The 22,638-nt window shown below is 42.7% G+C and carries 17 protein-coding genes; 9 read left to right on the top strand and 8 right to left on the bottom strand.

Annotation, left to right across the window (positions count from 1 at the left end; genetic code table 11):
- Positions 1-283 precede the first annotated feature (283 nt).
- Together Q0590_RS10210 and Q0590_RS10205 are read left to right on the top strand one after the other, a co-directional pair.
- Positions 284-3,454: a PAS domain-containing sensor histidine kinase gene (locus Q0590_RS10210; RefSeq protein WP_302037423.1), complete on the top strand. Its 3,171-nt coding sequence runs from the start codon at positions 284-286 to the stop codon at positions 3,452-3,454.
- 162 nt (positions 3,455-3,616) lie between these two features.
- On the top strand, positions 3,617-4,018 hold the full coding sequence (locus Q0590_RS10205; protein WP_302037422.1) for a response regulator: 402 nt from the start codon (positions 3,617-3,619) through the stop codon (positions 4,016-4,018).
- Between the two features lie 3 nt (positions 4,019-4,021).
- Here the strand turns inward: Q0590_RS10205 and Q0590_RS10200 are convergent, their stop codons facing one another.
- A complete protein-coding gene (locus tag Q0590_RS10200) occupies positions 4,022-5,509 on the bottom strand; it encodes a sensor histidine kinase (protein WP_302037421.1) in 1,488 nt (495 codons plus the stop codon).
- A gap of 76 nt (positions 5,510-5,585) precedes the next feature.
- On the opposite strand from Q0590_RS10200, the gene Q0590_RS10195 reads away from it, so the two are divergent.
- Positions 5,586-6,032 carry a response regulator gene (locus Q0590_RS10195; protein ID WP_302037420.1) on the top strand — a complete coding sequence of 149 codons (447 nt, stop codon included), beginning with the start codon at positions 5,586-5,588 and terminating at the stop codon, positions 6,030-6,032.
- 409 nt (positions 6,033-6,441) lie between these two features.
- Positions 6,442-8,418, top strand: coding sequence for a CHASE3 domain-containing protein (locus Q0590_RS10190; RefSeq protein ID WP_302037419.1), 1,977 nt, complete (start codon positions 6,442-6,444; stop codon positions 8,416-8,418).
- A gap of 10 nt (positions 8,419-8,428) precedes the next feature.
- On the opposite strand, the gene Q0590_RS10185 is transcribed toward Q0590_RS10190, so the two are convergent.
- Positions 8,429-8,950, bottom strand: a complete 522-nt coding sequence (locus Q0590_RS10185; RefSeq protein ID WP_302037418.1) for a hypothetical protein — start codon at positions 8,948-8,950, stop codon at positions 8,429-8,431.
- A 62-nt stretch (positions 8,951-9,012) separates the two neighbouring features.
- Here Q0590_RS10185 and pafA point away from each other — a divergent pair, with 62 nt between their 5' ends.
- On the top strand, positions 9,013-10,647 hold the full coding sequence (pafA, locus tag Q0590_RS10180) for an alkaline phosphatase PafA (protein ID WP_302037417.1): 1,635 nt from the start codon (positions 9,013-9,015) through the stop codon (positions 10,645-10,647).
- 264 nt (positions 10,648-10,911) lie between these two features.
- Here the strand turns inward: pafA and Q0590_RS10175 are convergent, their stop codons facing one another.
- Together Q0590_RS10175 and Q0590_RS10170 are read right to left on the bottom strand one after the other, a co-directional pair.
- Entirely contained in the window at positions 10,912-11,277 is a 366-nt protein-coding gene (locus Q0590_RS10175; protein WP_302037416.1) for a hypothetical protein, read from the bottom strand.
- A gap of 116 nt (positions 11,278-11,393) precedes the next feature.
- Positions 11,394-12,332 carry a calcium/sodium antiporter gene (locus tag Q0590_RS10170; protein ID WP_302037415.1) on the bottom strand — a complete coding sequence of 313 codons (939 nt, stop codon included), beginning with the start codon at positions 12,330-12,332 and terminating at the stop codon, positions 11,394-11,396.
- A gap of 256 nt (positions 12,333-12,588) precedes the next feature.
- Between Q0590_RS10170 and Q0590_RS10165 the strand changes: the two genes are divergently transcribed.
- Positions 12,589-13,719 carry a Gfo/Idh/MocA family protein gene (locus tag Q0590_RS10165; protein ID WP_302037504.1) on the top strand — a complete coding sequence of 377 codons (1,131 nt, stop codon included), beginning with the start codon at positions 12,589-12,591 and terminating at the stop codon, positions 13,717-13,719.
- A gap of 142 nt (positions 13,720-13,861) precedes the next feature.
- Entirely contained in the window at positions 13,862-14,860 is a 999-nt protein-coding gene (locus Q0590_RS10160; RefSeq protein ID WP_302037414.1) for a hypothetical protein, read from the top strand.
- 54 nt (positions 14,861-14,914) lie between these two features.
- Here the strand turns inward: Q0590_RS10160 and Q0590_RS10155 are convergent, their stop codons facing one another.
- From Q0590_RS10155 to Q0590_RS10145, 3 genes are all read right to left on the bottom strand, one after another.
- On the bottom strand, positions 14,915-16,240 hold the full coding sequence (locus Q0590_RS10155; RefSeq protein ID WP_302037413.1) for a glycosyltransferase: 1,326 nt from the start codon (positions 16,238-16,240) through the stop codon (positions 14,915-14,917).
- A 624-nt stretch (positions 16,241-16,864) separates the two neighbouring features.
- Entirely contained in the window at positions 16,865-17,365 is a 501-nt protein-coding gene (locus tag Q0590_RS10150; RefSeq protein ID WP_302037412.1) for a hypothetical protein, read from the bottom strand.
- A 47-nt stretch (positions 17,366-17,412) separates the two neighbouring features.
- Positions 17,413-18,531: a Gfo/Idh/MocA family protein gene (locus Q0590_RS10145; RefSeq protein WP_302037411.1), complete on the bottom strand. Its 1,119-nt coding sequence runs from the start codon at positions 18,529-18,531 to the stop codon at positions 17,413-17,415.
- Positions 18,532-18,653: 122 nt separating this feature from the next.
- On the opposite strand from Q0590_RS10145, the gene pta reads away from it, so the two are divergent.
- On the top strand, positions 18,654-20,747 hold the full coding sequence (pta, locus tag Q0590_RS10140; RefSeq protein WP_302037503.1) for a phosphate acetyltransferase: 2,094 nt from the start codon (positions 18,654-18,656) through the stop codon (positions 20,745-20,747).
- A 108-nt stretch (positions 20,748-20,855) separates the two neighbouring features.
- Positions 20,856-22,058 carry an acetate/propionate family kinase gene (locus tag Q0590_RS10135; protein WP_302037410.1) on the top strand — a complete coding sequence of 401 codons (1,203 nt, stop codon included), beginning with the start codon at positions 20,856-20,858 and terminating at the stop codon, positions 22,056-22,058.
- A gap of 30 nt (positions 22,059-22,088) precedes the next feature.
- On the opposite strand, the gene Q0590_RS10130 is transcribed toward Q0590_RS10135, so the two are convergent.
- The gene (locus Q0590_RS10130) at positions 22,089-22,583 is read right to left on the bottom strand and encodes a GNAT family N-acetyltransferase (protein WP_302037409.1); all 495 of its coding nucleotides are present in this window, start codon (positions 22,581-22,583) and stop codon (positions 22,089-22,091) included.
- Positions 22,584-22,638 lie beyond the last annotated feature (55 nt).

Below are 22,638 nucleotides of genomic sequence, written 5' to 3'. Positions count from 1 at the left end.
TAGCCTGTATTTATTCCATGAAACTTATGTGTTCGCACAGCTAATTTCCTGTATTTTCAGGCTTCCTATCTCTGATCGATACGGTACGCAGATACCAGCAAAGCTTGGATGCCAGAGTAGAAACTCCACCTGTAGGTGAAGGAAATCTGCTAAGAATACTGTATGTTTAGAGGTTGAAAGGAAAAATGTCCTGATTAGTTGTTATCCGATGATCGCCTCATGGTTCTTTGGTCCAGCTTTGCCTTTCTCTAGATACAAATAATTACCCATACACTTACGCATCATGGAATTTAATTATCTGAAAGCGTACGCTGCTTTTATCCTGGATAACTGCCTGGATGAATTTGTGCGTATTCACCTGCAACGCGTGAAAGAGATAGAGTTGCCTTTGTTAAAGTTGTTTACAGCCTTCACAGACGAACAGTTATATACCTTTTCTTCTAGTAATACAAAAGAATTTTTGCAAAGCCTGGCTGGGGGAAAGGCCATGGAAAGTGCCCGCCAGCGGAACGATTTATGGAAAGCCAATCTGCTTCCTAATGTGCCACGAAACAGCATAGATGTGAAAGATATGGCCTTTACACCGCACACCCGGAAATATGCGTTCATCCGGCTGTTGAAGGAATATACCCGGGATCTTGATTTATATGAAGCCGTTATAGGGGAGCTGGATATGTTCTATTCTTTGCAACAAGAAATGTCCTTGGAAACCTTTGTAGCTATACAAAATGAACGGGTAATCCAGGAAAAAGACTTTTTAAGTACGTTACTTGACAATACCTCTGACGGTATTTCTGCCTATGACCTGGAAGGCGAAATAACTGTATGGAACAAAGCCCTGGAAGATAGGACAGGGGTTAGCAAAGTACAGGCAATTGGACAACAATTGTTTAGCTTGTTCAGCCAGTATGAAGGTACGGTGATGCAGCAGGCAATAGAACGGGTGCGTAACGGAGAAAAAGTATTTTTGCATGATGTACCCCTGGCTGACCGGACAGGATATTATGAAGCCAGCTTAACTCCATTGATTGACAATAACGGCCAGACCATAGGTTGGCTAACAGTTTCCAGAGACATTACTTCAAAAAAACTAGCCGAAGAAAAATTGCAAAAAAGTGAGGCTGTAATGGCTCAGGCTCAATCTATTGCGCATGTGGGTAGCTGGGAGTGGGAGGCTTCAACCGGGAAAGTAACCTGGTCTGATGAATTGTACCGCATTTTTGGCTACCAACCCCAGAAAGATGAAATAGAGATAAACCAACAATGGTTGCTTCAACATATACATCCTGAGAGTAAGGCCGAAATAGAAAAGATTTATACATTAGTTGCCAGTCACCAGAGTAGTTTCGAGGCCACTGTTCAAATTATCCGCCGGGACAAACGTGTCCGGATTACCCAAACCAAAGGGATGATTCAATGCGACGAGGCTGGCCGGCCGATCAAAATCGTTGGTGCTACGCAAGATGTAACCGAAGAAAAAGAAGCGCAGAGGCTGGTACAGGGTGTGCTCAACGGATCGCTGGCTGGCTTGATCTATTTCCAGTCGGTGCGTTCCGAGGCTGAATCTATTATTGATTTTGAGTATGTATTGGTAAACAATGCTGCGTATCGCCATTTAAAAAGAAAAGAACCCCTAACAGGAAAACGGATGCTGGAGGTGTATCCGGAATTGCAGCAGGCAGATGTGTTCAGGAAATTTACATTGGTGGTAGAAACTGGCAATTCCTATGCAGATACAATTTTGTTTGCCATCGAAAACAAGCCAACCTGGTTTAAGTTATATGCTGTAAAACAATCCGATGGCCTTGTCTTAAGTTTTGAAGATATTACCGCTACCAAAGAAGCCGAAGAAAAACTCCAGAAAGAGAAAGATTTTTCTGATTCACTCATCTTCCACAGCATTGATGGCATCGTTTCTTTAGATGAAAATCTGCACTATACGGCCTGGAACCCGGTGATGGAGAAGTATATTGGTAAAAACCGAAGCGAAGTATTGGGCAAGCATGTACTGGAAGTTTTTCCGGGAACGGAAAATTCTCAAGCCGTACAGGCCATGAAAGCAGCTTTGCGGGGAATACCAACAAAGTTGTCTGACCATGAATTTAATTCGAGAAAAGGCTATTACGATGCGTATGTGTTTCCGTTATATGGCGCCAATAACCACATTGCTGGCGTCATGAGCATTGTGCATGATGTAACCGAACGCAAACAAAATGAATTAAAGGAACGGGCTGCGCAGGAAGAAATCCATAGAAAAAATCAGGAGTTAGCACATGCCCTGGACGAACTGAGGCAGTATAAAGATCACCTGGTAGAACTGAACCTGAGTTTAGAAGAGAAAATTCAAGAGCGGACCAAAGAACTGGTAACAAGTGAAAACCAGCTCCGCCTGGTAAGCGATGCCCTTCCCTTACTGGTTTCTTATATCGATGCCCAACAGCGGTACAAGTTTACCAATAAAGCCTATTCAGAATGGTTTAAGAAGCCTTTGAATGCCATTCAAGGCCGTACCATGCGTGAACTGTTAGGGGATGAGACCTACTTACCAGCCGCTCCGTATATAGAAAAGGTATTACAGGGAGAGCACGTAACTTATGATACCAGCTTTACACATGCAGAAAAGGGAAACCGCTATGTTACTGTTACGTATGTTCCCCACCTGGATCACGGGAAAACAGCAGGCTTTTACGCCATTGTATTTGACATTACCGAACGGGTGAAAAGTGAGCAGGCGTTACAGGCGGCATTTGGGGAAATGGAACAGAAAAACCAGGAACTGAGCAAGATTAATGAAGTACTGGATAATTTTGTATATATGGCTGCCCACGACCTTAAGTCGCCGGTAGCGAACCTCAAATTATTATCTGGTATGTTGCAGCGGGTAGATACCACCTTACACCCCGAACTATACGCTGCCATTGTGGAGTCTGTAAACCGCCTGGATCAGACGATTAATGGATTAGTAGAGGTAATAGAGATACAGAGTGTACAAGATATTCCGGTAAAAGAAGTAGCCTTTCACCAATGTCTGCACCCAATCCTGCAGGATCTGGCAGATGAGATCCAGAGCACCGGAAGCCAGATAGAGGTAGATTTTTCCCAGAAAGATACAATCAGGTATGTGGAAGCCTACCTGCAAAGTATTCTGAAAAATCTGCTGACCAATGCCATAAAATACCGGAGTCATGCAAGGAATCTTCAGGTGCACATCCAAACGAGACAAGAAAATGAATACGTTTTATTAACTGTGTCCGATAATGGGATGGGGATGAATCTGGCTAAATACGGTCAGCATCTGTTCAAACCTTTTACCAGATTTACCAACAAAGCTTCCGGAAAAGGCTTAGGTTTACATCTGATAAAAAGTATGGTAGAGAAAAACGGAGGTAAGGTGCTGGTGGAAAGTGACGTAGAAAAAGGCACCACTTTCCGGATCTATTTAAAAGAATATTAAACTGGCTGTTTTACCTACAATTTTCCGGAGGTTTTAGCTTGTTAGCTCAGAAGTTTTTACTTTTGCCAATCAATTTTTTGTTCCCAAGCATTACGTGCGAATTATTGGTTTCTACCATTTTTATTGAACGCCAGCTAGGGTATTACTTCAAAAAGACGGTACATGTTGATTAAGAATTTATTTATTCTGGATGATGATAAAATAACTACCCATTTAATGGGGGAGATCCTCAAAGAAATATCCTTTGTCGAAGAATTCCATATTGAAAATAATGGCTGGCAAGCCCTGGAATATTTACATAAGCTGCTGCAAACTACTTCCTTTCCGGATGTGCTGCTGGTAGACCTTAAAATGCCTGAAATGGATGGCTTTGAGTTTATTGAGCAGTATGAAAAAACCTTTTTTTCTGCCCATCCCGATTCGGCTGTAGTAGTGATTACTAGTTCTGTGAGTGAAAGAGACAGGCAACGGGCATTGGGATACAAATCAGTTGTTAAATTCCTGATGAAGCCATTCACCGAAAAAGCTCTGGAAGATATTGCCAGACAGCGGCAACCTCATTAAACACTAGGTTTCCTCCGGTCTGGGCAAGGTAAAATAAAAGGTAGCTCCGTTCCCTGGCGATGAATGTGCCCACGTTTCGCCTCCATGCCGTTCAATAATGCGTTGCACTATCGCCAAGCCAATGCCACTACCAGGATAGTCTTCTTTCCGGTGTAGCCGCTTAAACACGCCAAAAGGATCTTCTTGTTTTGTGTGGAATCCAACACCATTGTCTTTTATCCAGAAAGTATAAAAACTAGCCGTCTCATAACAGCCAATCTCGATAAAGGGGATCGCAACCTTCGCAGAAAATTTAATGGCATTCGAAAGCAGGTTTATCCATACCTGATACAATAATTTTTTATCTGCCATTACCTGTGGCAACTGACTAATGGTAAATTGGATTGGTTCAAGGGCTGTACGTTCCTTTAAATCTGCTAAAACTTGTTCTACGAGTACCAGCATATTGAAATTTGCTTTTTGAAGGGCTGTTTTTCCTACCCTGGAAAACCGCAACAAGTCGTTAATTAACCCATCCATCCGGGCGGCGCTTCTTTCTATTACCTCCAGTTGCCGGCTGGCTTCCTGATCAGCTGTTAGGGCTGGGGTTTGGGACAGTAGCCCGGCAAAACCAGAAATGGTGTGGAGGGGCGATTGTAAATCGTGGGAAACAGTATAGGAGAAAGCTTCCAATTCTTTGTTGAGAAATTCCAGGGTATGATTTTTTTCTTCCAGAAGGCCAGAGTACTCTTTAATTTTTTCGTTGGATGCATTTGCCTCTTCCAGCGCTGCTTTGAGTTCTTCATTCAAGGCTTCCAGTTCTTCATTTAATCCTTTCAGCTCTTCGTTTTTGGTATTCAAAGCTTTTTCCAGCTTTTCCCGAAGGGATAGATCGCCGGTGATAATCCGGAAGCCTATGGCAAATATGCTGACAGTCAATATAATGCCAATATAATTAACCCAATAGTTGGTAAGTACATCCCGGTCTGCTTCCTCCTGCAATTTCAACATCATTCCTTCTTCATAGGCTTGCATTTCACCCACATTGGCACGTATGGCATCCAATAGTTTTTTTGCTTTGCCACTGGCTACCCGTGCGGTAGCCTGTTGAATGTGTCCCTGCTTGACTAAGGTAACATGTCCGTTCAGCACCGATATCTGCTGGCTGATCAGGGAGTCCAGCAACGGTACTCTGTCTTGATAAAAAACTAGATTGGCTGTCAACTGCTTCAATAAAAGGGTTTGCGTATGCAGATGTGCAGTTGCTGAAAGATATGGCTCCAGAAAGGATTCCTGCTGAGTAATAATATATCCCCGTTGGCCGGTTTCCGCATCTTTAAGCAGGGACAATACCCGTTCCAGTTGTCTGGAACGCAGCGTAGATTGTTGTACCTGTCTGCTGGATTGAATAAAATCGTTGGTGCTTTTGTAATAAAAAAAACTTATTACAGCAATCAATAAAAAAGCAACGCTAATTCCCAAATAGATACTTGTTTTTAAACGATTCTTCATGGCTTGTAACAATTCTTTAATTTTTTGAAGAAAACTTACACGCTTTTACGTAGAAAATAAAAAAACAAATAGTTGAATGGAACAAGTAGAAGTGTTATTGATAGAAGATAGTGAGTATGATGCTGAACTCACTTTTAAAGCTATGAAGATAAAGATGCCTTCTGTGCACTACCAACACCTGCGGGACGGACAGGAAGCATTGGATTTTTTGCACCAGGGGGATGCTACCACCTATTCTTCTAAGCTACCGCTTCTTATTCTGCTAGATTTAGACATTCCGAAGGTGCCGGGTTTGCATGTACTTGAGCAATTAAAGCGACATCCCCTGACAAAGCGTATTCCGGTGGTGGTACTTACCATCTCTAAAGACCTGGAAAAAATGCGGGCTGCTTACCAGGCTGGGGCCAATAGTTATGTAATTAAACCTGTCAGCTTTGTAAAATTTTCGTTGATCATTGCTGAAATTGTGCATTACTGGCTTTCAGTAAACGACTATCCGGATTATGACAAACTTCCCGGATAAACTACCACCAACTGTACTTCCATTACTACCATAAAGCTTATTTTTCAGGCTAGTCTGGCGGTTTGTTCTTTTTAAATGCTATGGTATTATTTTTATACTAAATATTACATAATAATTATTTAAGTGAATGCTCTGAATCTCCATTGTATTTGCAAATGTTGCTAAAATTAGTAATTATTAGCCCCCATACAATATCCGGAAACAGCCTAATCTACCTTTGTGAATATAGCGTTTACTTAAAATAAAAAAGCATATTTAAAGGTTTTACCTGATGCAAAAGTTGACGTTTAGTATACCCACTAAGGTGAGACACCACATACGTAGATGCTTTCTGTTTCGTAAATTGAGGAATGGCCTATAGAATTTAAGGCTTCAAACGTACACAACTTTTAACACACAGATTCCCTTCATGAACTTTACTGTTAACAAGCTACTTGTTGGCGGAAGCATACTACTCAGTTGTAAAATGCTTCTGATAGCGTACTTAGCCTACCGGAGTTTTATTTCGCTTAAAGAGAAAAACCAATGGGTGCAACATACATATGCTGTACTAGCAGACGTAGACAAAATATCCTCCTTAATCAGTAATATTCAAAATGGGCAGCGGGGCTTTGCCATTACCGGAGACAGTTTATACCTGGAGCCATACATTCAATCCATTGACTCTGTAGATCACTATATCACTGATCTGAGACTTCTTACTGCAGATAATCCATTGCAACAAAAGCGGGTAAATCGCCTCGAAAAGGCCGTGAACCAAGCCATAGATGTACAAACAAACCAGGTACTGCTGAAAGCAAGAGGCCAAATAGCAGCGCTTATGAGCTATTATTCTACTAACAAAGGCAAAGAAAGCATAGACCAAATTACGGCACTAATGCATGAAATCAAGCAGGAAGAGCGTAAATTATTAACTGTCAGAACAGCTGCCCTGGATGCATCTTTTACACTAACAGAACAAGTATTATATGGAATTGTAGGTATTTTTGCTTTCATTATTCTTTTGCTCTATCTGCTGCTTTCCCGACAGTTTACCTTGAAAGATACCTACGAAAAAGAATTAAGTGTGCTCAATGATGACCTTTACCAATCCAACCAGGAGTTACTCCTGTTCAATGAAGAACTAAACAGCAACCGGGAAGAATTACACGCCACGGTAGAACAGCTTGAGTTAATTAAAAGTGAGTTGGAAAAGATTGTGGATGCCCGCACAGCCAGCCTGCAAGAAATAAATGCCCAGTTATTGCAAGAAATTACCTTGCACAAAACCACTGAACTTGCCTTGCTTAAAAGCCAGGAACGGTTCAGAGTGGCGCTGGAACATTCCCAGGTAATGGTGTTTAATTCGGATAAAGAGGGTAAGTATACCTGGGTACACAACACACAAGCTGGTTTTGGGAACCAGCATGTGCTGGGCAAGACGGATGCTGAACTGCTCCCCCAAACAGAAGCAGGCCATATCAGGCAACTGAAATGTACGGTATTTGAAACCGGCAAAGGAATAAAAGAAGAAGTAACCATTACTACCCATGCCAACAGAAAACACTATTTTCTGATTAACCTACAACCCTTAATGAATAGAGCCGGAGAAGTTCAGGAAATTACAGGTACTGCTTTTAACATAACCGACCGTAAACTTATAGAGAAGAACCTGCAGAATACCTTGCTGGAGTTGCAAAAGCGGAATTTTGAATTAGATAACTATGTATACAAAGTTTCCCACGATCTGCGGTCTCCTTTAACGTCGGTCATGGGTTTACTACAACTTATGCGTTCAGAAGAAAATCCGGAAACAAAGTATATGTATGTGAGTATGATTGAAAACCGGATCAACAAACTGGACGATTTTATCAAATCTATTTTGAATCATTCCAAGTCAATTAACTTGGATAGTAAGGTTAGTGCCATTGCTTTCAATCAGATTATTGCAGATTGCGTAGAAGAGTTGAAATACCTGCCCAACTCCGGAAAAATCAATATATCAGTAGACATCACGGAAGAGGTACCCTTTTTTTCCGACGAACTGCGGGTAACAATTTTATTTAAAAACTTTATTTCTAATGCCATCAAATACCTCAATCCTGGAGTGGCGCAAAGCTATTTAACGATTGTTGTTTGCAGTACTGCAACGCAAGCCTTCATCCGCCTGGAAGATAATGGCATTGGTATCAGCCAGGAGTATATAGGCAAAATATATAATATGTTTTTCCGGGCTACGCAGTCTTCCGACGGTTCGGGTCTGGGCTTGTACATTGTAAAACAGAATATAGAAAAACTCAAAGGCCAGATTGAAGTAGAAAGTGAAGTAAACAAGGGGACAATCTTCAAAATTAACTTGCCAAATCTCCAAAATATGGTATCCAGCAAATACCCTTTACCTGTGTAGAAAAAATGACTTACCGGAGTTTCAGCACCAGATATACCAGTATACCTGTACGCAATGTCCAGGCTAGCGTGCGTACCCAGTTGGTAGCTACAAGTTTAGTAATCATATCCTGATGAAATCCATTCGTTACCAGGGTGTTGTGTATGGGTACTGAAACAAAGAAGGTAGTAAGCCAGATGAGCACTACCAACGCAAAAGCCCCCACAGTTAAAAGTTGCATCTTTCCAGGTAAGGTGTATAACAAGAGTACACTACTGGCAACTAGTTCCAGCAACATAGGCCCAGCCACCACATAGCCGGTAGTTTGCATATGGGTGGTTTGGTAAGCTATGAAATGGGAAGCTGGTACTTTGGCAAAAATGGGATAATGAACGATTTGCACAAACCAGATCAGGCCGGTTAGACAAGCAGATACAAGCAGGTTGAGCAGCAATAAAGCAAATACCATAGATTTTTTGTAACATAACCTGTTACCGAAGGGTTTGTTTGAAAACTGCCCATGCTTACCGTATACTCCCGTTACAAATGCCATACTTGGCTTGTTAGCCACTATGAATAATCCTACCTTTGCCGCCATATTCCCTTTATGTTGCTATGATCAGATTTCTATCCATTTCCATTCTTTCCGTATTTTTTGCCTATGCAGCAATAGCCCAGCAAGCCGCCGCTTCCAGTACCCCTCCTAGACTAGTTGTAGGAATCGTGGTAGACCAGATGCGGTACGATTACATATACCGTTTCTGGAACAAATATGGTAATGGCGGCTTTAAACGCTTAGTAAACCAGGGCTACTTTTGCCGCAATACCCATTATAATTATGCTCCTACGTATACGGCTCCAGGCCATGCGTCAGTATATACCGGGGCTACACCTGCGGTACATGGCATAATCGGAAACAACTGGTTTGTACGGGAGGAAAACAAAAGTACTTATTGTACAGATGACCATTCGGTAAAAACAGTGGGCAGTTCATCTACTGCCGGTGAAATGTCTCCAGCCAACATGTGGACCAACAGTATTACCGATGAGCTGAGGCTGACAACAAATTTACAGGCAAAAGTAATTGGTATTTCACTGAAAGACCGTGGTTCCATATTGCCGGCCGGACATCTGGCTAATGCTGCTTACTGGTTCGATAGTGAAAATGGGGCATTTATTACCTCCACCTACTACATGCAGGCATTGCCAGACTGGGTAAGTAAGTTTAATGCAAAAGATAAAGCCAAAGAGTATTTAAGTAAAGAGTGGAACACCTTGCTGCCCATTGCTCAATATTCCGAAAGTCTGGAAGACGATAACGTGTATGAGGGCTTGCTTAAAGGCGAAGCAAAAGCCTTATTTCCTCATAATCTACCCAAAATCTATACGGAAGATGGATATGAGCTTATTAGGAGCACCCCTTTTGGCAATAGCCTTGTAAAAGATTTTGCCCTGGAAGCCATACAAACCGAAAAGCTTGGAAAGGGCAATGCAACCGATTTTCTGGCGGTAAGCTTTTCATCTACCGATTATATCGGACATAAGTATGGACCCAGATCCATAGAACTGGAAGACACCTACCTTCGCCTGGACCGTGACCTGGCACAACTGCTTACTTTTCTGGATACCTACCTGGGGAAAGAAAAAGTACTGGTTTTCCTGACAGCCGATCATGCCGGGGCAGAAGTGCCTGCGTATCTTGAAAGTGTGAAAGTGCCGGCAGGCTATTTTGCCAGCAAACAACACATGCAGCAACTGAAAGGCTATTTGTATCAGACCTATTCCGATTCTCTGGTAACTTCCTTTATTAATCAGCAGGTGTACCTGAACGATAAAGTAATGGAGGAGAAAAAGCTGAACAAGGAAGAAATACAGCAGGCAATTGCACAATATGTACTGAAAATGACAGGTGTATCCAGTTCAGCTACGGCATTAGCCATGCAACGCTACGAGTATACACAAGGAATTAACAGCTTAATTCAAAAAGGCTACCATGCCAGACGTTCCGGAGATGTGATGGTAAACCTGCTTCCTCAGTGGATGGAGTATAGCAAAACCGGAACTACGCACGGTTCGCCCTACACCTACGATACACACGTACCCTTGCTCTGGTATGGATGGACCATTAAACCTGGTAGTTCGGTTAGCTATGTAGCGATAACCGATATTGCCCCAACCCTGGCATTTATTCTGAAAACATCGTTGCCCAATGGAACTACCGGTAAGCCTATTGAAGCATTGGTAAAATAAGTGGTATGTAAAAGCAAAAACACCTGCCAGATTTGTCATCTGGCAGATGTTTTTTATTGGCGCACCGCTGAAATACACTGTTAGAAAGTAAGATGATTAACAAAAACTACCTTGAGACTCCCGGTTTGGTGAATAGGAGAATCTGAGATTTAATTCAACTACCTTGCTTAAAAGGTTATTGGTAGTTCAGCAAAATACCATGAATGTGGACTGGCTTACGTAGAATGATGGTGGATTGGAAAATAGGTTGAATGTTGGAATAGCCTACTTTTTCTTAAGCTTATTTTTAGGGGCTGCCTTTCGCTGATTTAACAGTTGTTTCATGCCATCGTAGCCGGTATACACCTGATCGTTGAACGAAATTTTTTCATCTCCCACATAGATGAGCAACTGTCTGAAGTGTTTGTTTTGGAAAGTTTTAATATTCACCTCTTCTACGTGCGTAACCGAGGCAAGCGCATAGATTTTACGTTTACCCAGCACTTTATACGTCACGGTTAAAGTATGGCCATCTGCTTGTAAGCTAATATAACCTACCGCTATCCGTACAGCCACAAATACCAGCAACGCCAGTATGAAACACACCCCGATAAACGAAAGTAACGAAGGAGCAGCAGATGTGCTAATCATATATAACCAAACCCCCGCTAGCAAAAAGCAACTGCAAAACAATCCGGCAATTAAAGCAACAACAGGTGTTCGGGGCTGGCAACTAATCATAACCAAAGGTGTTCAGAAACAATTTGTTAAAAAGCTGAAAAAAGCTTAGCCATAAACAGAACAAAAAACAGCAGGAAAAGTATGCCGGTGTACCGGGAAAAACTCCGGTTCCGGGTCATCACAAAAAACAGGAACGTAGCAATCAGCATAAAGGGCAACGTTATGCTCAGTACAGAGGCTGGAATAACAATGGTGCCAAACAAAGAAGAAAAGCCCATAACCCATAATACATTAAATATACAGGAGCCTACAATATTTCCAATAGCTACATCGGCATTTCCCTGTTTGGTGGCACTAATGCTTACCACAAGTTCGGGCAAAGAGGTACCCACAGCTATCATACTGGCAGCTATTATTTCCTTGCCAATCTGTAAATAGTCTGAAATCCGGATAACGGCTTCGATGGTCAGGTCCGCAGAGAGATAGATCACCGCAGAACTGACCATAAACGTCAGGTAATCTTTGGGAGTAGCCTTGGGCCTTTTTTCGTCAGCAACGGTAGCCGAATTGCTGTCAGTAAGCTGATAGAAAATATATCCGATAAACATGCAGATACACAACAAGCCTTCGTATACATTAAAAATACCGTCATAGATGGTAACAGCCGTAAACAGGGCAGAGCCTATAAGAAACTGCAGGTCTACGATAATGGATTTTTCGGTAAGTACAATAGAAGTAGGCGTAAGGGCGGAAATAATACCAATGATCAGGAAAATATTTGCAATGTTAGAGCCTAATACATTTCCAGGTACAATCTCAGAAAAACCCTTCACCACGGCAATACACGAAGAAATAAGTTCCGGCAGTGAGGTTCCGATGCCCACCAGTACCACACCGATAATAAAAGGAGAAAGTCCCAGAGAAAGTCCTATATTCTCAGCAGCCCGGTTGAAGAAATCTGCTGCTTTGATCAGGAGGAACAAACCAGCCATCAGTAAAATACACCAGATAAGAATATGATCCATTCGCAGGCAAAGGTAACAATAGATAAGATACCATCCAGCTAAAATGGCTGATTGATTTATCCGGAGCAAAAATTTGACTTTTCTAATTTTATATTTTCTATAAAAATTGCATATTCACCCCAAAAATAGTTCACCTGACAATGCCACATCCATTTAATTCTACCGGAGGCATGGCCTGAACTTTTTGCTGACTGAGCAATGGTGAACGAATCATCAACATCAAAACCAAATAAATTATATGAACAGAAAAATGAGAATGGGCATGGTTGGTGGCGGAAAGGATGCATTTATTGGCAGTGTGCACCGGATGGCCGCTGCGTTAGACAATGAAATAGAGTTGGTATGTGGCGCTTTTAGCAGCAGTCCGGAAAAATCCAAAGCTTCTGGCGAAGCTCTCTATCTGCCAGCTGACCGGGTATATGGTACGTTTGAAGAAATGATTACCAAAGAAAAAGCACTGCCGGAAGGGGTGCGTATGGATTTTGTTTCCATTGTTACCCCTAACCACATGCATTTTCCTCCAGCCAAATTAGCTCTGGAAAATGGGTTTCATGTAGTATGCGACAAACCCATGACCTTGACTCTGGCCGAAGCCAAAGAACTTCGTGACCTGGTAAAGAAAACAGGACTGCTTTTCTGCCTCACACATAACTACACCGGGTATCCTATGGTGAAAGAAGCCCGCCAGATGATAAAAGATGGCAAGCTGGGTAAAATCCGTAAAATTGTTGTGGAATACCCCCAGGGCTGGCTGGCAACCAAAGTAGAAAATAAGCAGGCCGACTGGCGCACCGATCCTTCGCGTTCTGGCATTGCCGGCTGTATGGGCGATATTGGTACGCATGCCGAAAACCTGGCTGAATACATTACCGGGCTAAAAATTACAGAAATGTGTGCCGACCTGACCACCTATGTAGAAGGCCGCCGACTTGAAGATGATGGCAATGTGCTGCTGCATTTTGAAGGAGGAGCCAAAGGTGTATTGCATGCGAGCCAGATAGCTGTAGGCGTAGAAAATGGCTTAAACATCCGGGTGTATGGCGAAAAAGGGGGATTATATTGGCTGCAGGAAGACCCTAATACACTCATAGCCAGCTGGATCGGACAACCCAAACAGATCATCCGGACTGGTGTAGGAAAGTTATCGGAAGCCGCCGGCATGAACACCCGGATTCCTGCCGGGCACCCGGAAGGATACCTGGAAGCCTTCGCAAACGTATACCGCAACTTTGCCAATGCCTTGCGCAGTGTTTTAAAAGGAGAAAAACCAAATCCGGCTCATCTGGATTTTCCTGGTCCTGAAGATGGTGTGCGAGGAATGGCTTTTATTGAAACCGTGGTAGCTTCCAGTAACAGCAAAGAAAAATGGTTTAAGATGATCGAATAAACTATCCCCTGTTATGCTTAGTAAAAGAGTTGACCTGTCCATTATCCGGTCAACTCTTTTAGTTTATATCAGCGAATGCCCATGAATGTGTAGCCTGCCTTCGTTGCGGCCTTCCTGCTACTTTTCCCAAACCTGCTGCTTTATGAAGATACCTATACACCTGTGGTTCTTATTTCTGGTCTGTACGATTACTATAGGATGCCATTCCAGCAGGAAACTGCCCGCACAAATATTTACCAGTGATGCCTACTGCCAGGCTTTGAGCCCCTCTACCACACAATACGATTCTTTGCTGGCTATTCAGCTGGCACAGGATACCGTTTTTTCTCCCGACCTACAGGCCAGGTTTTCGCAACGGGCACGAAGTGTGGCCGCAGACATTGGTATTTTACCCTTGTTAACCAGGCTCGTACAACTGGATAACCAGCAGCAACAATCACCAGATACTGACCTCTTACTGCAGATGGTGGCTGCCCGGCAAGAGATAACCGAACGTATTTCGCTGGTCTCGCTGGAGGTAAGCAGTGTGCTGGATGAAATAAACTGTGAAATAGGCAGAGCAACAGAAATGAAAAATTTTTTGCAGGTACAGGTTGAAAAACGTGAAACCAGTTCCACCATACTATCTGTGTTAATAGCTGCCTCTGCCCAGATTGTCGTGAGCGCCATGAACCTAAGTGATGCAGACCAGCGGCTGATTGAAACCACTGAAATAGGTGGCGCGTTACTTAGCGGGTATTTTGCCTACCGGGCTTTAAAAAAGAAAGACAAAAAGGCTGTATTCCTGCACAAGCGCAATTTTTTAACTGATATACAGAACAATTCAGAGCAATCCACAATTTACCGGCCAATGGTTTGGCATTATTTAACCAAAGAGTATGAAAACCTTCAGGAAACACGAACAGTCCGGCAAACCATCTTACAGCGCTGGGAGGAACTTCCTCTGTTGAGAGAAACTGAGCAGGAAGAACAACAACAACGGCTTTCGTTACTTTTTAGTACTGGCGGGCTTTATTCCCTGGATGATATTGATACACGCATCAGCTTGCTGGATTTGCTGGCCATTGAAATAAGCTTAATGAACCAGGAACTCAAACAGCTACAACAAGAAATAACGCTTGGGTCAAAAGAAAAAAAATAAAAAGCAGGCAATCGTATTCTTGATGCCTGCTCTAGTATATTCCATTCATTGTTCTCAGGCAATACTCAATACTGTTCTGGGTTCAGAAGCTGTGTCGAGTATTTCTTTGATATATTGTACGCACAAGGTAAGCGTAGGGTAGTGTTTGAATTCCTGTTTAAGGGTAGCCACATTCTTTTTGTACTTGGTATCCGACAATATAGCTTCTACGCTTTTTCTGATCTGCGCAGGTTTGGGCCGTTCGGTTTTCAGGTTAATCCCTACGTTAAAATATCCGATACGGGCACAAATTTCATTTTTGCCTTCATGTAAGCCTGCTGCGACTATGGGCACCTCATTGGCCAGACTTAAAAATGTGCTGCCATAGCCACCATTGGTAACAAATACATCGGAATGGGGGAGGATACTGCTAAAGTCTACAAAGTCTTCTATAATGACATTGGCTTGTGCATACTTCTTGCGCAACTCTTCGGTTTTGGAATAGCCGGTTGCAGCAATCAGTAAATAAGGTTTATCTTTTAAAGCCTCAATGGTTGGAATAATTAACTTTTCGGGCTCTTTGTTGTCTACCGTTCCCTGCGAAATTAGTATAACCTTTTCATAGGCGGCTAATTTATCTGCATGAGCAAAATTATGGGTAGTTGCTTGTTTTGGCGGAAGTAAGGGACCAATAAACCGGACTTTGGGACTTATGTCGCTTCTGTAATATTCAAACCCAGGTACGCCTATCTGCAGGAATAAATCCATGTAGCGGCTGGCAATATTGAAGATAGAATCATTTACGGGAGGCAGGCCATAAGAGGTTATTACTTCGTTGTACAACTGAGAGCTTTCTTTAAAAACTACTTTATTCAAAACAGTCCGCATAAGCGATTGGACTTGTTTACCGATAAAGGAATGTGCTGGAGTTAATCCTAAACCAGTAGGAGGTACGTCTTTGGAAGATTCTCCCAGGGGTGTTACGCCAATAGCTATTACTTTTTTGCCGAGTTTTTCTTTTACCAGTTGGCCTCCGGTAAACGCATTGTCGCAGATAAGCAGATCAAAATCAAATTCACGGCAGATATCTTTTATGTCTTCAAACTGTGGAATGGCACTTTCGACAAACACCTTCCGGATGTCGAATTTAATTTTGGCTATGCCCCCTTTAAGTTTTTCTCTTTCAGGGAACAGCTCATTTAAGTTGTCTTGATTAATTTCCATGGTCCGCTTAAATGGATAAAAAGGAATAGTTAAGCGTTGAACTTTCCTTTCAAATGCTTTAGCCGTATACCAGCGTACATCGTACCCTGCATTCAGCAAATGAACCGCCAAGCCAGTCAGCGGATTAAAATGACCATCAAAAGGAGGGCAGGCAAAAAGAATTTTATTGTTTTTCATTATAGTAAAAATGTGGTGGTTTGTTTTAACTAACATTAGTTGAATCTACTTCGTGGATATACGCTCACAGGCAAACAATGAACGTTGCCCATGAACTAGCTTGTTTTCAATTGCTTAGTGTTTGTTTTTATGTTTGGTAACCTCTCACCAGATAAATTTAATTCTTCCGCAGACGCTTAGCCTGGCTGATTTCAGTAGGGTCGTTGATACAAACCGGCCTATAAAAGGAGGGTAGAAGATGGGTTTAGTCAATAGCCGGATTGTTAGCTATCATGAATGTTGAATTCCTGAAACCTGTGCAACCTACGTACCTAGGAAACAATGACTTACCTATAAAACCTATGTGTTATTGATTACTAATACAAACATAATTACAATACTTACTCATGTTCTTAAGTTATATAAGCATACTAAGTAACTATAATAATATGTGATGTTAAGTGCTATGCAGTAACACTCATCTGTTAGGCATTAATTGTCAGTCAGTAAAATAAATAACTAAACAGTGGATATATCAGCATTGTGTATGATTAAACCTTCGGGCTAGTTATATATGTACACGTTGCCCGTTGGTTTACCATGCTAAAAAGCAAAACCTTTGGTTATTATTGGGAAGGAAATACGTTATTCCGTATGTTGAGAGGTATTTTCCGTGCGGATTTTCCCATCGGGACTCATAGCCATTCGGGGGTTGCGTTTCATCGCTTTAATAAACTTCACCTGGCGGAAACGCAGCGCCGTCCAGTCTTCATCAATAGCAATTTGCCTTACTCCTTCAAAACCCAGCTCGCCAAGCGCCTGCCAGCCGGTGTCACGGTTAAAGTCACAGGTGTATTTTTTAGAAGTTCCTTTGGGGTAGGCAAACCATAGTACGGCATCCGGCGATAATAGTGGAGCAAGTTGTAAAACTGCCCCATTCACTTGTTGCTGGGTAGTGGCAAATACCAAAGCAAAATCTACCTGTTTTCCCGAAGGAATAGTTGTTAACACCCTGGAAGATGGGTCCATATCGTTGATAGCTTCCTGAAAAGAAGAAGGGGCATTGAGAATAATAATTTCAGGTTGTTGCTTATAATTCAGCTTTTTAAATACCGGATTCATCGGATGAAAATAATGTAAAAACAAAGGATGAGGTGTTGAAACAGAACCAGCTTAAATGCTGCGAGTAAATGTTATTTTGCTTTAAAATAAATCGTCTTTCCTTCCTTTGCCGATTTTCTGGCTGCTTCCAGGATTTCTACTACAATCATATTATTCTGCAAAGACGAAAGGTCATCTTTCGATTGTACCTCTCCTCTGACTACAGCCGCCAGGTATGCAAACGGGTCTGTATAGGGGGCAGGTAAATCGGCTGCTTTGGAGCTAGTCTCGGGTTCTTTCTCCGTCAGCCGGATACGCATATTGCTACGGTCAAGGGAATGTACAGAGCCTGTTTGCCCGTAAATTTCCATATCCTTGCGGGAATATGGCCAGTTCCAGGAAGCCTGAATTACTCCTTGCGTCTTGGGATAGGTAACAAGAATTGTAGCTTCATCATCTACTTTTGGATATATGTCAGGTTTAATTTGTTGGGTAACGGCAGTAACCGATAGGGGCCGTTGGCCTTGCATAAGCCATGTAATGAGGTTGGCCCCATAGCAGCCAAAGTCAATTAATGCCCCACCGCCATTTTGTACAGGGTCTGTAAGCCAGTCGAAAAATTCCTGGTCAACCCCAATTTCTTTGGGGCCCTGGTGGCCGTCGTGCACCACAACTTTGCGGATATCACCTATGGCTTTGTCTTTAATTACCATTTCATAGGCTTTATGGTTGCTGCCATACCAGGTAGTTTCATAATTGGTCAGCAAATGTATCTTGTGTTTTTTTGCCAGGGCTTCCATTTGCCTGGCATGTTCCATACTAACAGCCAGAGGTTTTTCTACCATTACATGCACTCCTCTGGGAGCGCAGGCTTGCACCACTTCCAAATGCCCATATATGGTATTGAAAGCAGTAACGGCTTGTGGCTTTGTTTTCTCCAGCATCTCATCCAGGGTGTTGTACACCAGGTTCATGGAGAATCCATGTTGTTTGGCAAACCGCTGGGCAAGCTCCCGGTTCGGCTCAGCAATCCCTACAATCTCCACATCGCCTTTGTTTTCCCGGCCAAGTATCCAGTGAACATGCGAATGGGTAAGGCCGGCCACTCCAATTTTTACCGGAGCTTTCTTAGGTGTTTGGGCTTTGGCAGATAAGGTCATAAGGCTAAAGAGTAAGGTAACTAGGATAAAAGTCAGGTGATGAAACAGCATAGGTAGGGTGGCTAAAGTCTATAAACTAGGTAAAGGCAACTTCACTTACCCAAATTTGTAAAACTTTTAGTAATTAGCATAGTAAATACGTGTATTGCTTGTAGTAAAACCACCACTTTATGATGAACAAATCTGTTTTTATTGCGACCACCGAACCATACAGTGGCAAATCCATTATTGCCTTGGGCCTGATGAACCGGCTGCTGAGCAAAGTAAAAAAGATTGGGTATTTCAAACCTGTAATCAGTTATAATCCCAAAGAAAAAAAAGATGCCCATATCGAAACGGTGATCAGCTATTTTGGACTGAACATCAGCTATCAAGATGCTTATGCGTATACCCGAGAGGAGGTAATGAACTTATCGGAAGCAGGAAATTCGGATGAAGTGCTGGAGACTATTATCAGCAAGTATAAAAAGATAGAAGAAGAGAACGAGTTTACAGTGGTAGAAGGCAGCGATTTTTTAGGTACCGGCATTGCCTTTGAATTCAATGCCAATGTGTCTTTTGCCAAAAACCTGGGCGCACCTGTGCTGATGGTGATAACCGGTGAAAACAAAACTACCGCTCAGATATTAAATGCGGTAGTTACGACCTATCAGAATTTTGAAGCACAAGAGGTACAGGTACTGGCTGCCTTTGTGAATAAAGTAAAAGAGGAGCAGGTAAAGGAGATTCAGGATAAGTTGCAGGAACAGCTACAGAATAAAATAAGTATATCGGTTATCCCAGAGTTGCAGGACCTTCGCAGCCCAACCATGCGCGAAATCTACGAAGGGATTGGGGGCAATCTATTGTTTGGTGAAAATCTGCTTTCTAACCAGGTAGATAATTTTATTACCGGTGCCATGAATGTGCCTAATTTTCTGGGCCATATAAAAAACAACACCCTTATTGTAACTCCCGGCGACAGAGGCGATATTATTTTAAGCGCCTTACAAGCTAATCAGTCTATAAACTATCCGAAAGTCTCGGGAATCGTGCTTACCACTAAGCACGAACCGGAAGAACCCATTATCCGCCTGTTGCAAGGATTACAAACGGTGTTGCCAATAATTTCGGTAAAACTGGGTACGTTTGAAACCATCAACCAGATTGGCAGAATACAGTCGCGGATTAGCCCCGACAATACAAAAAAAATACAGCTGGCCATAAGCACCTTTGAACACTATGTGGCTATACAAAACCTGGACGAAAAGCTGGTAACCTTTAAGTCAGACAGCATGACGCCGCATATGTTCCAGTATCAGCTGGTGCGGCGGGCTAAAAATCAGAAAAAGCATATTGTATTACCCGAAGGTAACGAAGACCGCATACTCAGGGCGGCCGCCAGGCTGATTAACCAGGATGTTGTTACCCTTACCTTATTAGGCAATCCGCAGGAGATCAGCGCTTCTATCAAACGGCTGGGACTGAACCTGGAAGCCGACCAGATCCGGATTATAGATCCTGTGCATTCAAGCTATTATAAAGACTATGTGCAAACCTTATATGAACTGCGGAAGAATAAAAACGTAACCCTGGATATGGCCTATGACCTGATGACAGATGTATCATATTTTGGTACCATGATGGTGTATAAAGGCCATGCAGATGGTATGGTTTCGGGGGCAATTCATACTACGCAGCATACCATCCGTCCGGCTTTGCAGTTTGTAAAAACCAAGCCTGGCGTATCGGTCGTTTCATCGGTGTTTTTTATGTGCCTGCCAGACAGGGTTTCTGTATTCGGGGACTGTGCCGTAAACCCAAACCCTAATGCTGAACAACTGGCCGAAATTGCGATTTCTTCTGCTGAAAGCAGCATGAGTTTTGGCATAGAACCCAAAATAGCTATGCTCTCCTATTCATCTGGTACTTCCGGAGAAGGGGAGGATGTGGATAAAGTGCGCCTTGCTACGCAGATTGTAAAACAAAAACGGCCTGACCTGAAAGTAGAAGGTCCTATCCAGTACGATGCTGCTGTAGACCCAGTAGTAGGGCGGCAGAAAATGCCAGGTTCAGAGGTTGCCGGGCAAGCCAGTGTACTGATCTTTCCAGACTTGAATACGGGAAACAATACCTACAAAGCTGTACAACGGGAAACTGGTGCCTTAGCCATTGGCCCAATGCTTCAAGGACTCAATAAACCCGTAAATGACCTGAGCCGTGGCTGTACAGTAGCCGATATCTTCAATACTGTGGTAATTACAGCTATTCAGGCACAAAAGGAATAAGAAATAAAAAATGAAGTATAATTTGCCGGTAAAGAGTATGCCCAGCACTGGAGTACGATATATCTACTTTTCTAAACTTCCAATTCTTCTAGATTATAAATTTATCTCATGTACATATTTGTTATCAATTCGGGAAGCAGTTCTATTAAATACCAGTTGTTTGAGATGCCGGAAGCCAGAGTGTTGTGCAGCGGTTTGGTAGAGCGGATAGGGCACGAAAATGCTGTATTAACCCACAAAATATATAAAGGAGGCAAGGAAGATATACTTACCAGCACAGAGCCTATCAATGATCATGGCAAAGGCTTGAGTAAAGTTGAAAAACTGCTTACCGATGCACAAGTGGGAGTGTTGAAGAGCCTGGATGAAATTGATGTAGTAGGGCACCGCGTCGTGCATGGGGGAGAACGGTTTGCTGCAACTACTAGAATAACAGATGATGTAAAAAAAGACATTCAACAACTCTTTCCGCTGGCACCTTTACACAATCCATCCAACTTCCTGGGTATAGAAGTAGCAGAACAGATATTTTCCAAAGCCAGCCAGGTAGCTGTATTCGATACCGCTTTTCATCAGACTATGCCGCCTAAAGCATTCCGCTATGCCATACCTGAGGAGTTTTATAGCAACTTAGGCATCCGGGCGTATGGGTTTCATGGCACCAGCCATAAGTATGTGGCCGGAAAAGCTGCCGAATATCTACAAAAACCTGAAGCTAAAATTATTACCATACATCTTGGGAATGGGTGCAGCATGAGTGCTGTGGAAAACGGCCAGTGTGTAGATACAAGTATGGGGCTGGGCCCAATGAACGGGTTAATTATGGGTACCCGCAGTGGAGATATAGACCAATCAGTAATCTTTTACTTAGTGAATAGAGAAGGCTACAGCCTGGATGAAGTAAATACCATTCTGAACAAGAAGAGTGGCATGTTGGGCCTAACTGGCTACAACGATATGCGGGATATTACGAAGGCTATAGATGAAGGTAATGCAAATGCGCAGATGGCCTATGACATGTATACCTACCGGATTAAGAAATACCTGGGTGCCTACATTGCTGCCTTAAATGGCCTGGATGCCGTAGTATTTACTGCCGGCGTAGGAGAAAATGATATAAAAGTACGGCAGATGGTTTGCCAGAATATGGAATACCTGGGTATCACCCTGGATGAGGAGAAAAATGCAGTCCGGTCTAAGAACCTTCGTGAAATCAATAAGGAAGGAGCTAGCGTAAAAGTGCTGGTTGTTCCAACTAACGAGGAACTGGAAATTGCCAGGCAGTGCTATGAACTGTTAGCAGCGGAATAACCCATGAGACTAAATTTCCGGATACACCTGTTACACAATCTTTTTTCCCATAATGATCAGGCTTCGGGGAATATCATCCAGAATGGCGACTTCTTTCAAATTCCCCCATTCTTCAAATCCTGCCTTTCTGAACAATTGTAAACTGGATTCATTGTGAGCAAAAATAAATCCCAGTAAGTTGAACACCCCGTACGATGGGGCTTGTTTCAGCATTGTGTCCAGCAGGTATTTGCCTAATCCTTTTCCGCGGACAGCCGGGTTCAGGTAAATGCTTACTTCGGCTGTGCATTGATAGGCAGGTCTGCCGTAAAAATCACGCAGACTTATCCAACCAATAACACTGCCATTTTCTTCTTCCACGACCAATAATGGCCGCCGGTTAGGCGTATGATCATGAAACCATTTTAAGCGGCTTTCTACACTTACTGGTTCTGTATCGGCAGTAACCATGCGGCCTGGAATGGTAGAGTTATAAATGTCTACGATGGCAGGCAGGTCGGCAGGTTTTGCATCTCTGAGTGTCATGAAAAAGATATCGTTTAGTAGAGATCAGGTAAGACTAACAGCCAAAGGTAGTTAA

The sequence above is a fragment of the Rhodocytophaga aerolata genome, assembly GCF_030503435.1.
Taxonomy (GTDB): Bacteria; Bacteroidota; Bacteroidia; order Cytophagales; family 172606-1; genus Rhodocytophaga; species Rhodocytophaga aerolata.
This window is presented reverse-complemented; position numbering and strand designations above follow the sequence as displayed.

Bases quoted from the DNA above. Each gene is read 5' to 3' on its own strand.
- Q0590_RS10145 (WP_302037411.1), bottom strand. From the start codon at position 18,531: ATGCTGTTTCATCACCTGACTTTTATCCTAGTTACCTTACTCTTTAGC.
- Q0590_RS10175 (WP_302037416.1), bottom strand. From the start codon at position 11,277: ATGATTAGCACATCTGCTGCTCCTTCGTTACTTTCGTTTATCGGGGTG.
- pafA (WP_302037417.1), top strand. From the start codon at position 9,013: ATGATCAGATTTCTATCCATTTCCATTCTTTCCGTATTTTTTGCCTAT.
- Q0590_RS10170 (WP_302037415.1), bottom strand. From the start codon at position 12,332: ATGGATCATATTCTTATCTGGTGTATTTTACTGATGGCTGGTTTGTTC.
- Q0590_RS10160 (WP_302037414.1), top strand. From the start codon at position 13,862: ATGAAGATACCTATACACCTGTGGTTCTTATTTCTGGTCTGTACGATT.
- Q0590_RS10190 (WP_302037419.1), top strand. From the start codon at position 6,442: ATGAACTTTACTGTTAACAAGCTACTTGTTGGCGGAAGCATACTACTC.
- Q0590_RS10210 (WP_302037423.1), top strand. From the start codon at position 284: ATGGAATTTAATTATCTGAAAGCGTACGCTGCTTTTATCCTGGATAAC.
- Q0590_RS10130 (WP_302037409.1), bottom strand. From the start codon at position 22,583: ATGACACTCAGAGATGCAAAACCTGCCGACCTGCCTGCCATCGTAGAC.
- Q0590_RS10185 (WP_302037418.1), bottom strand. From the start codon at position 8,950: ATGGCATTTGTAACGGGAGTATACGGTAAGCATGGGCAGTTTTCAAAC.
- Q0590_RS10205 (WP_302037422.1), top strand. From the start codon at position 3,617: ATGTTGATTAAGAATTTATTTATTCTGGATGATGATAAAATAACTACC.
- pta (WP_302037503.1), top strand. From the start codon at position 18,654: ATGAACAAATCTGTTTTTATTGCGACCACCGAACCATACAGTGGCAAA.
- Q0590_RS10155 (WP_302037413.1), bottom strand. From the start codon at position 16,240: ATGAAAAACAATAAAATTCTTTTTGCCTGCCCTCCTTTTGATGGTCAT.
- Q0590_RS10200 (WP_302037421.1), bottom strand. From the start codon at position 5,509: ATGAAGAATCGTTTAAAAACAAGTATCTATTTGGGAATTAGCGTTGCT.
- Q0590_RS10195 (WP_302037420.1), top strand. From the start codon at position 5,586: ATGGAACAAGTAGAAGTGTTATTGATAGAAGATAGTGAGTATGATGCT.
- Q0590_RS10135 (WP_302037410.1), top strand. From the start codon at position 20,856: ATGTACATATTTGTTATCAATTCGGGAAGCAGTTCTATTAAATACCAG.
- Q0590_RS10165 (WP_302037504.1), top strand. From the start codon at position 12,589: ATGGGCATGGTTGGTGGCGGAAAGGATGCATTTATTGGCAGTGTGCAC.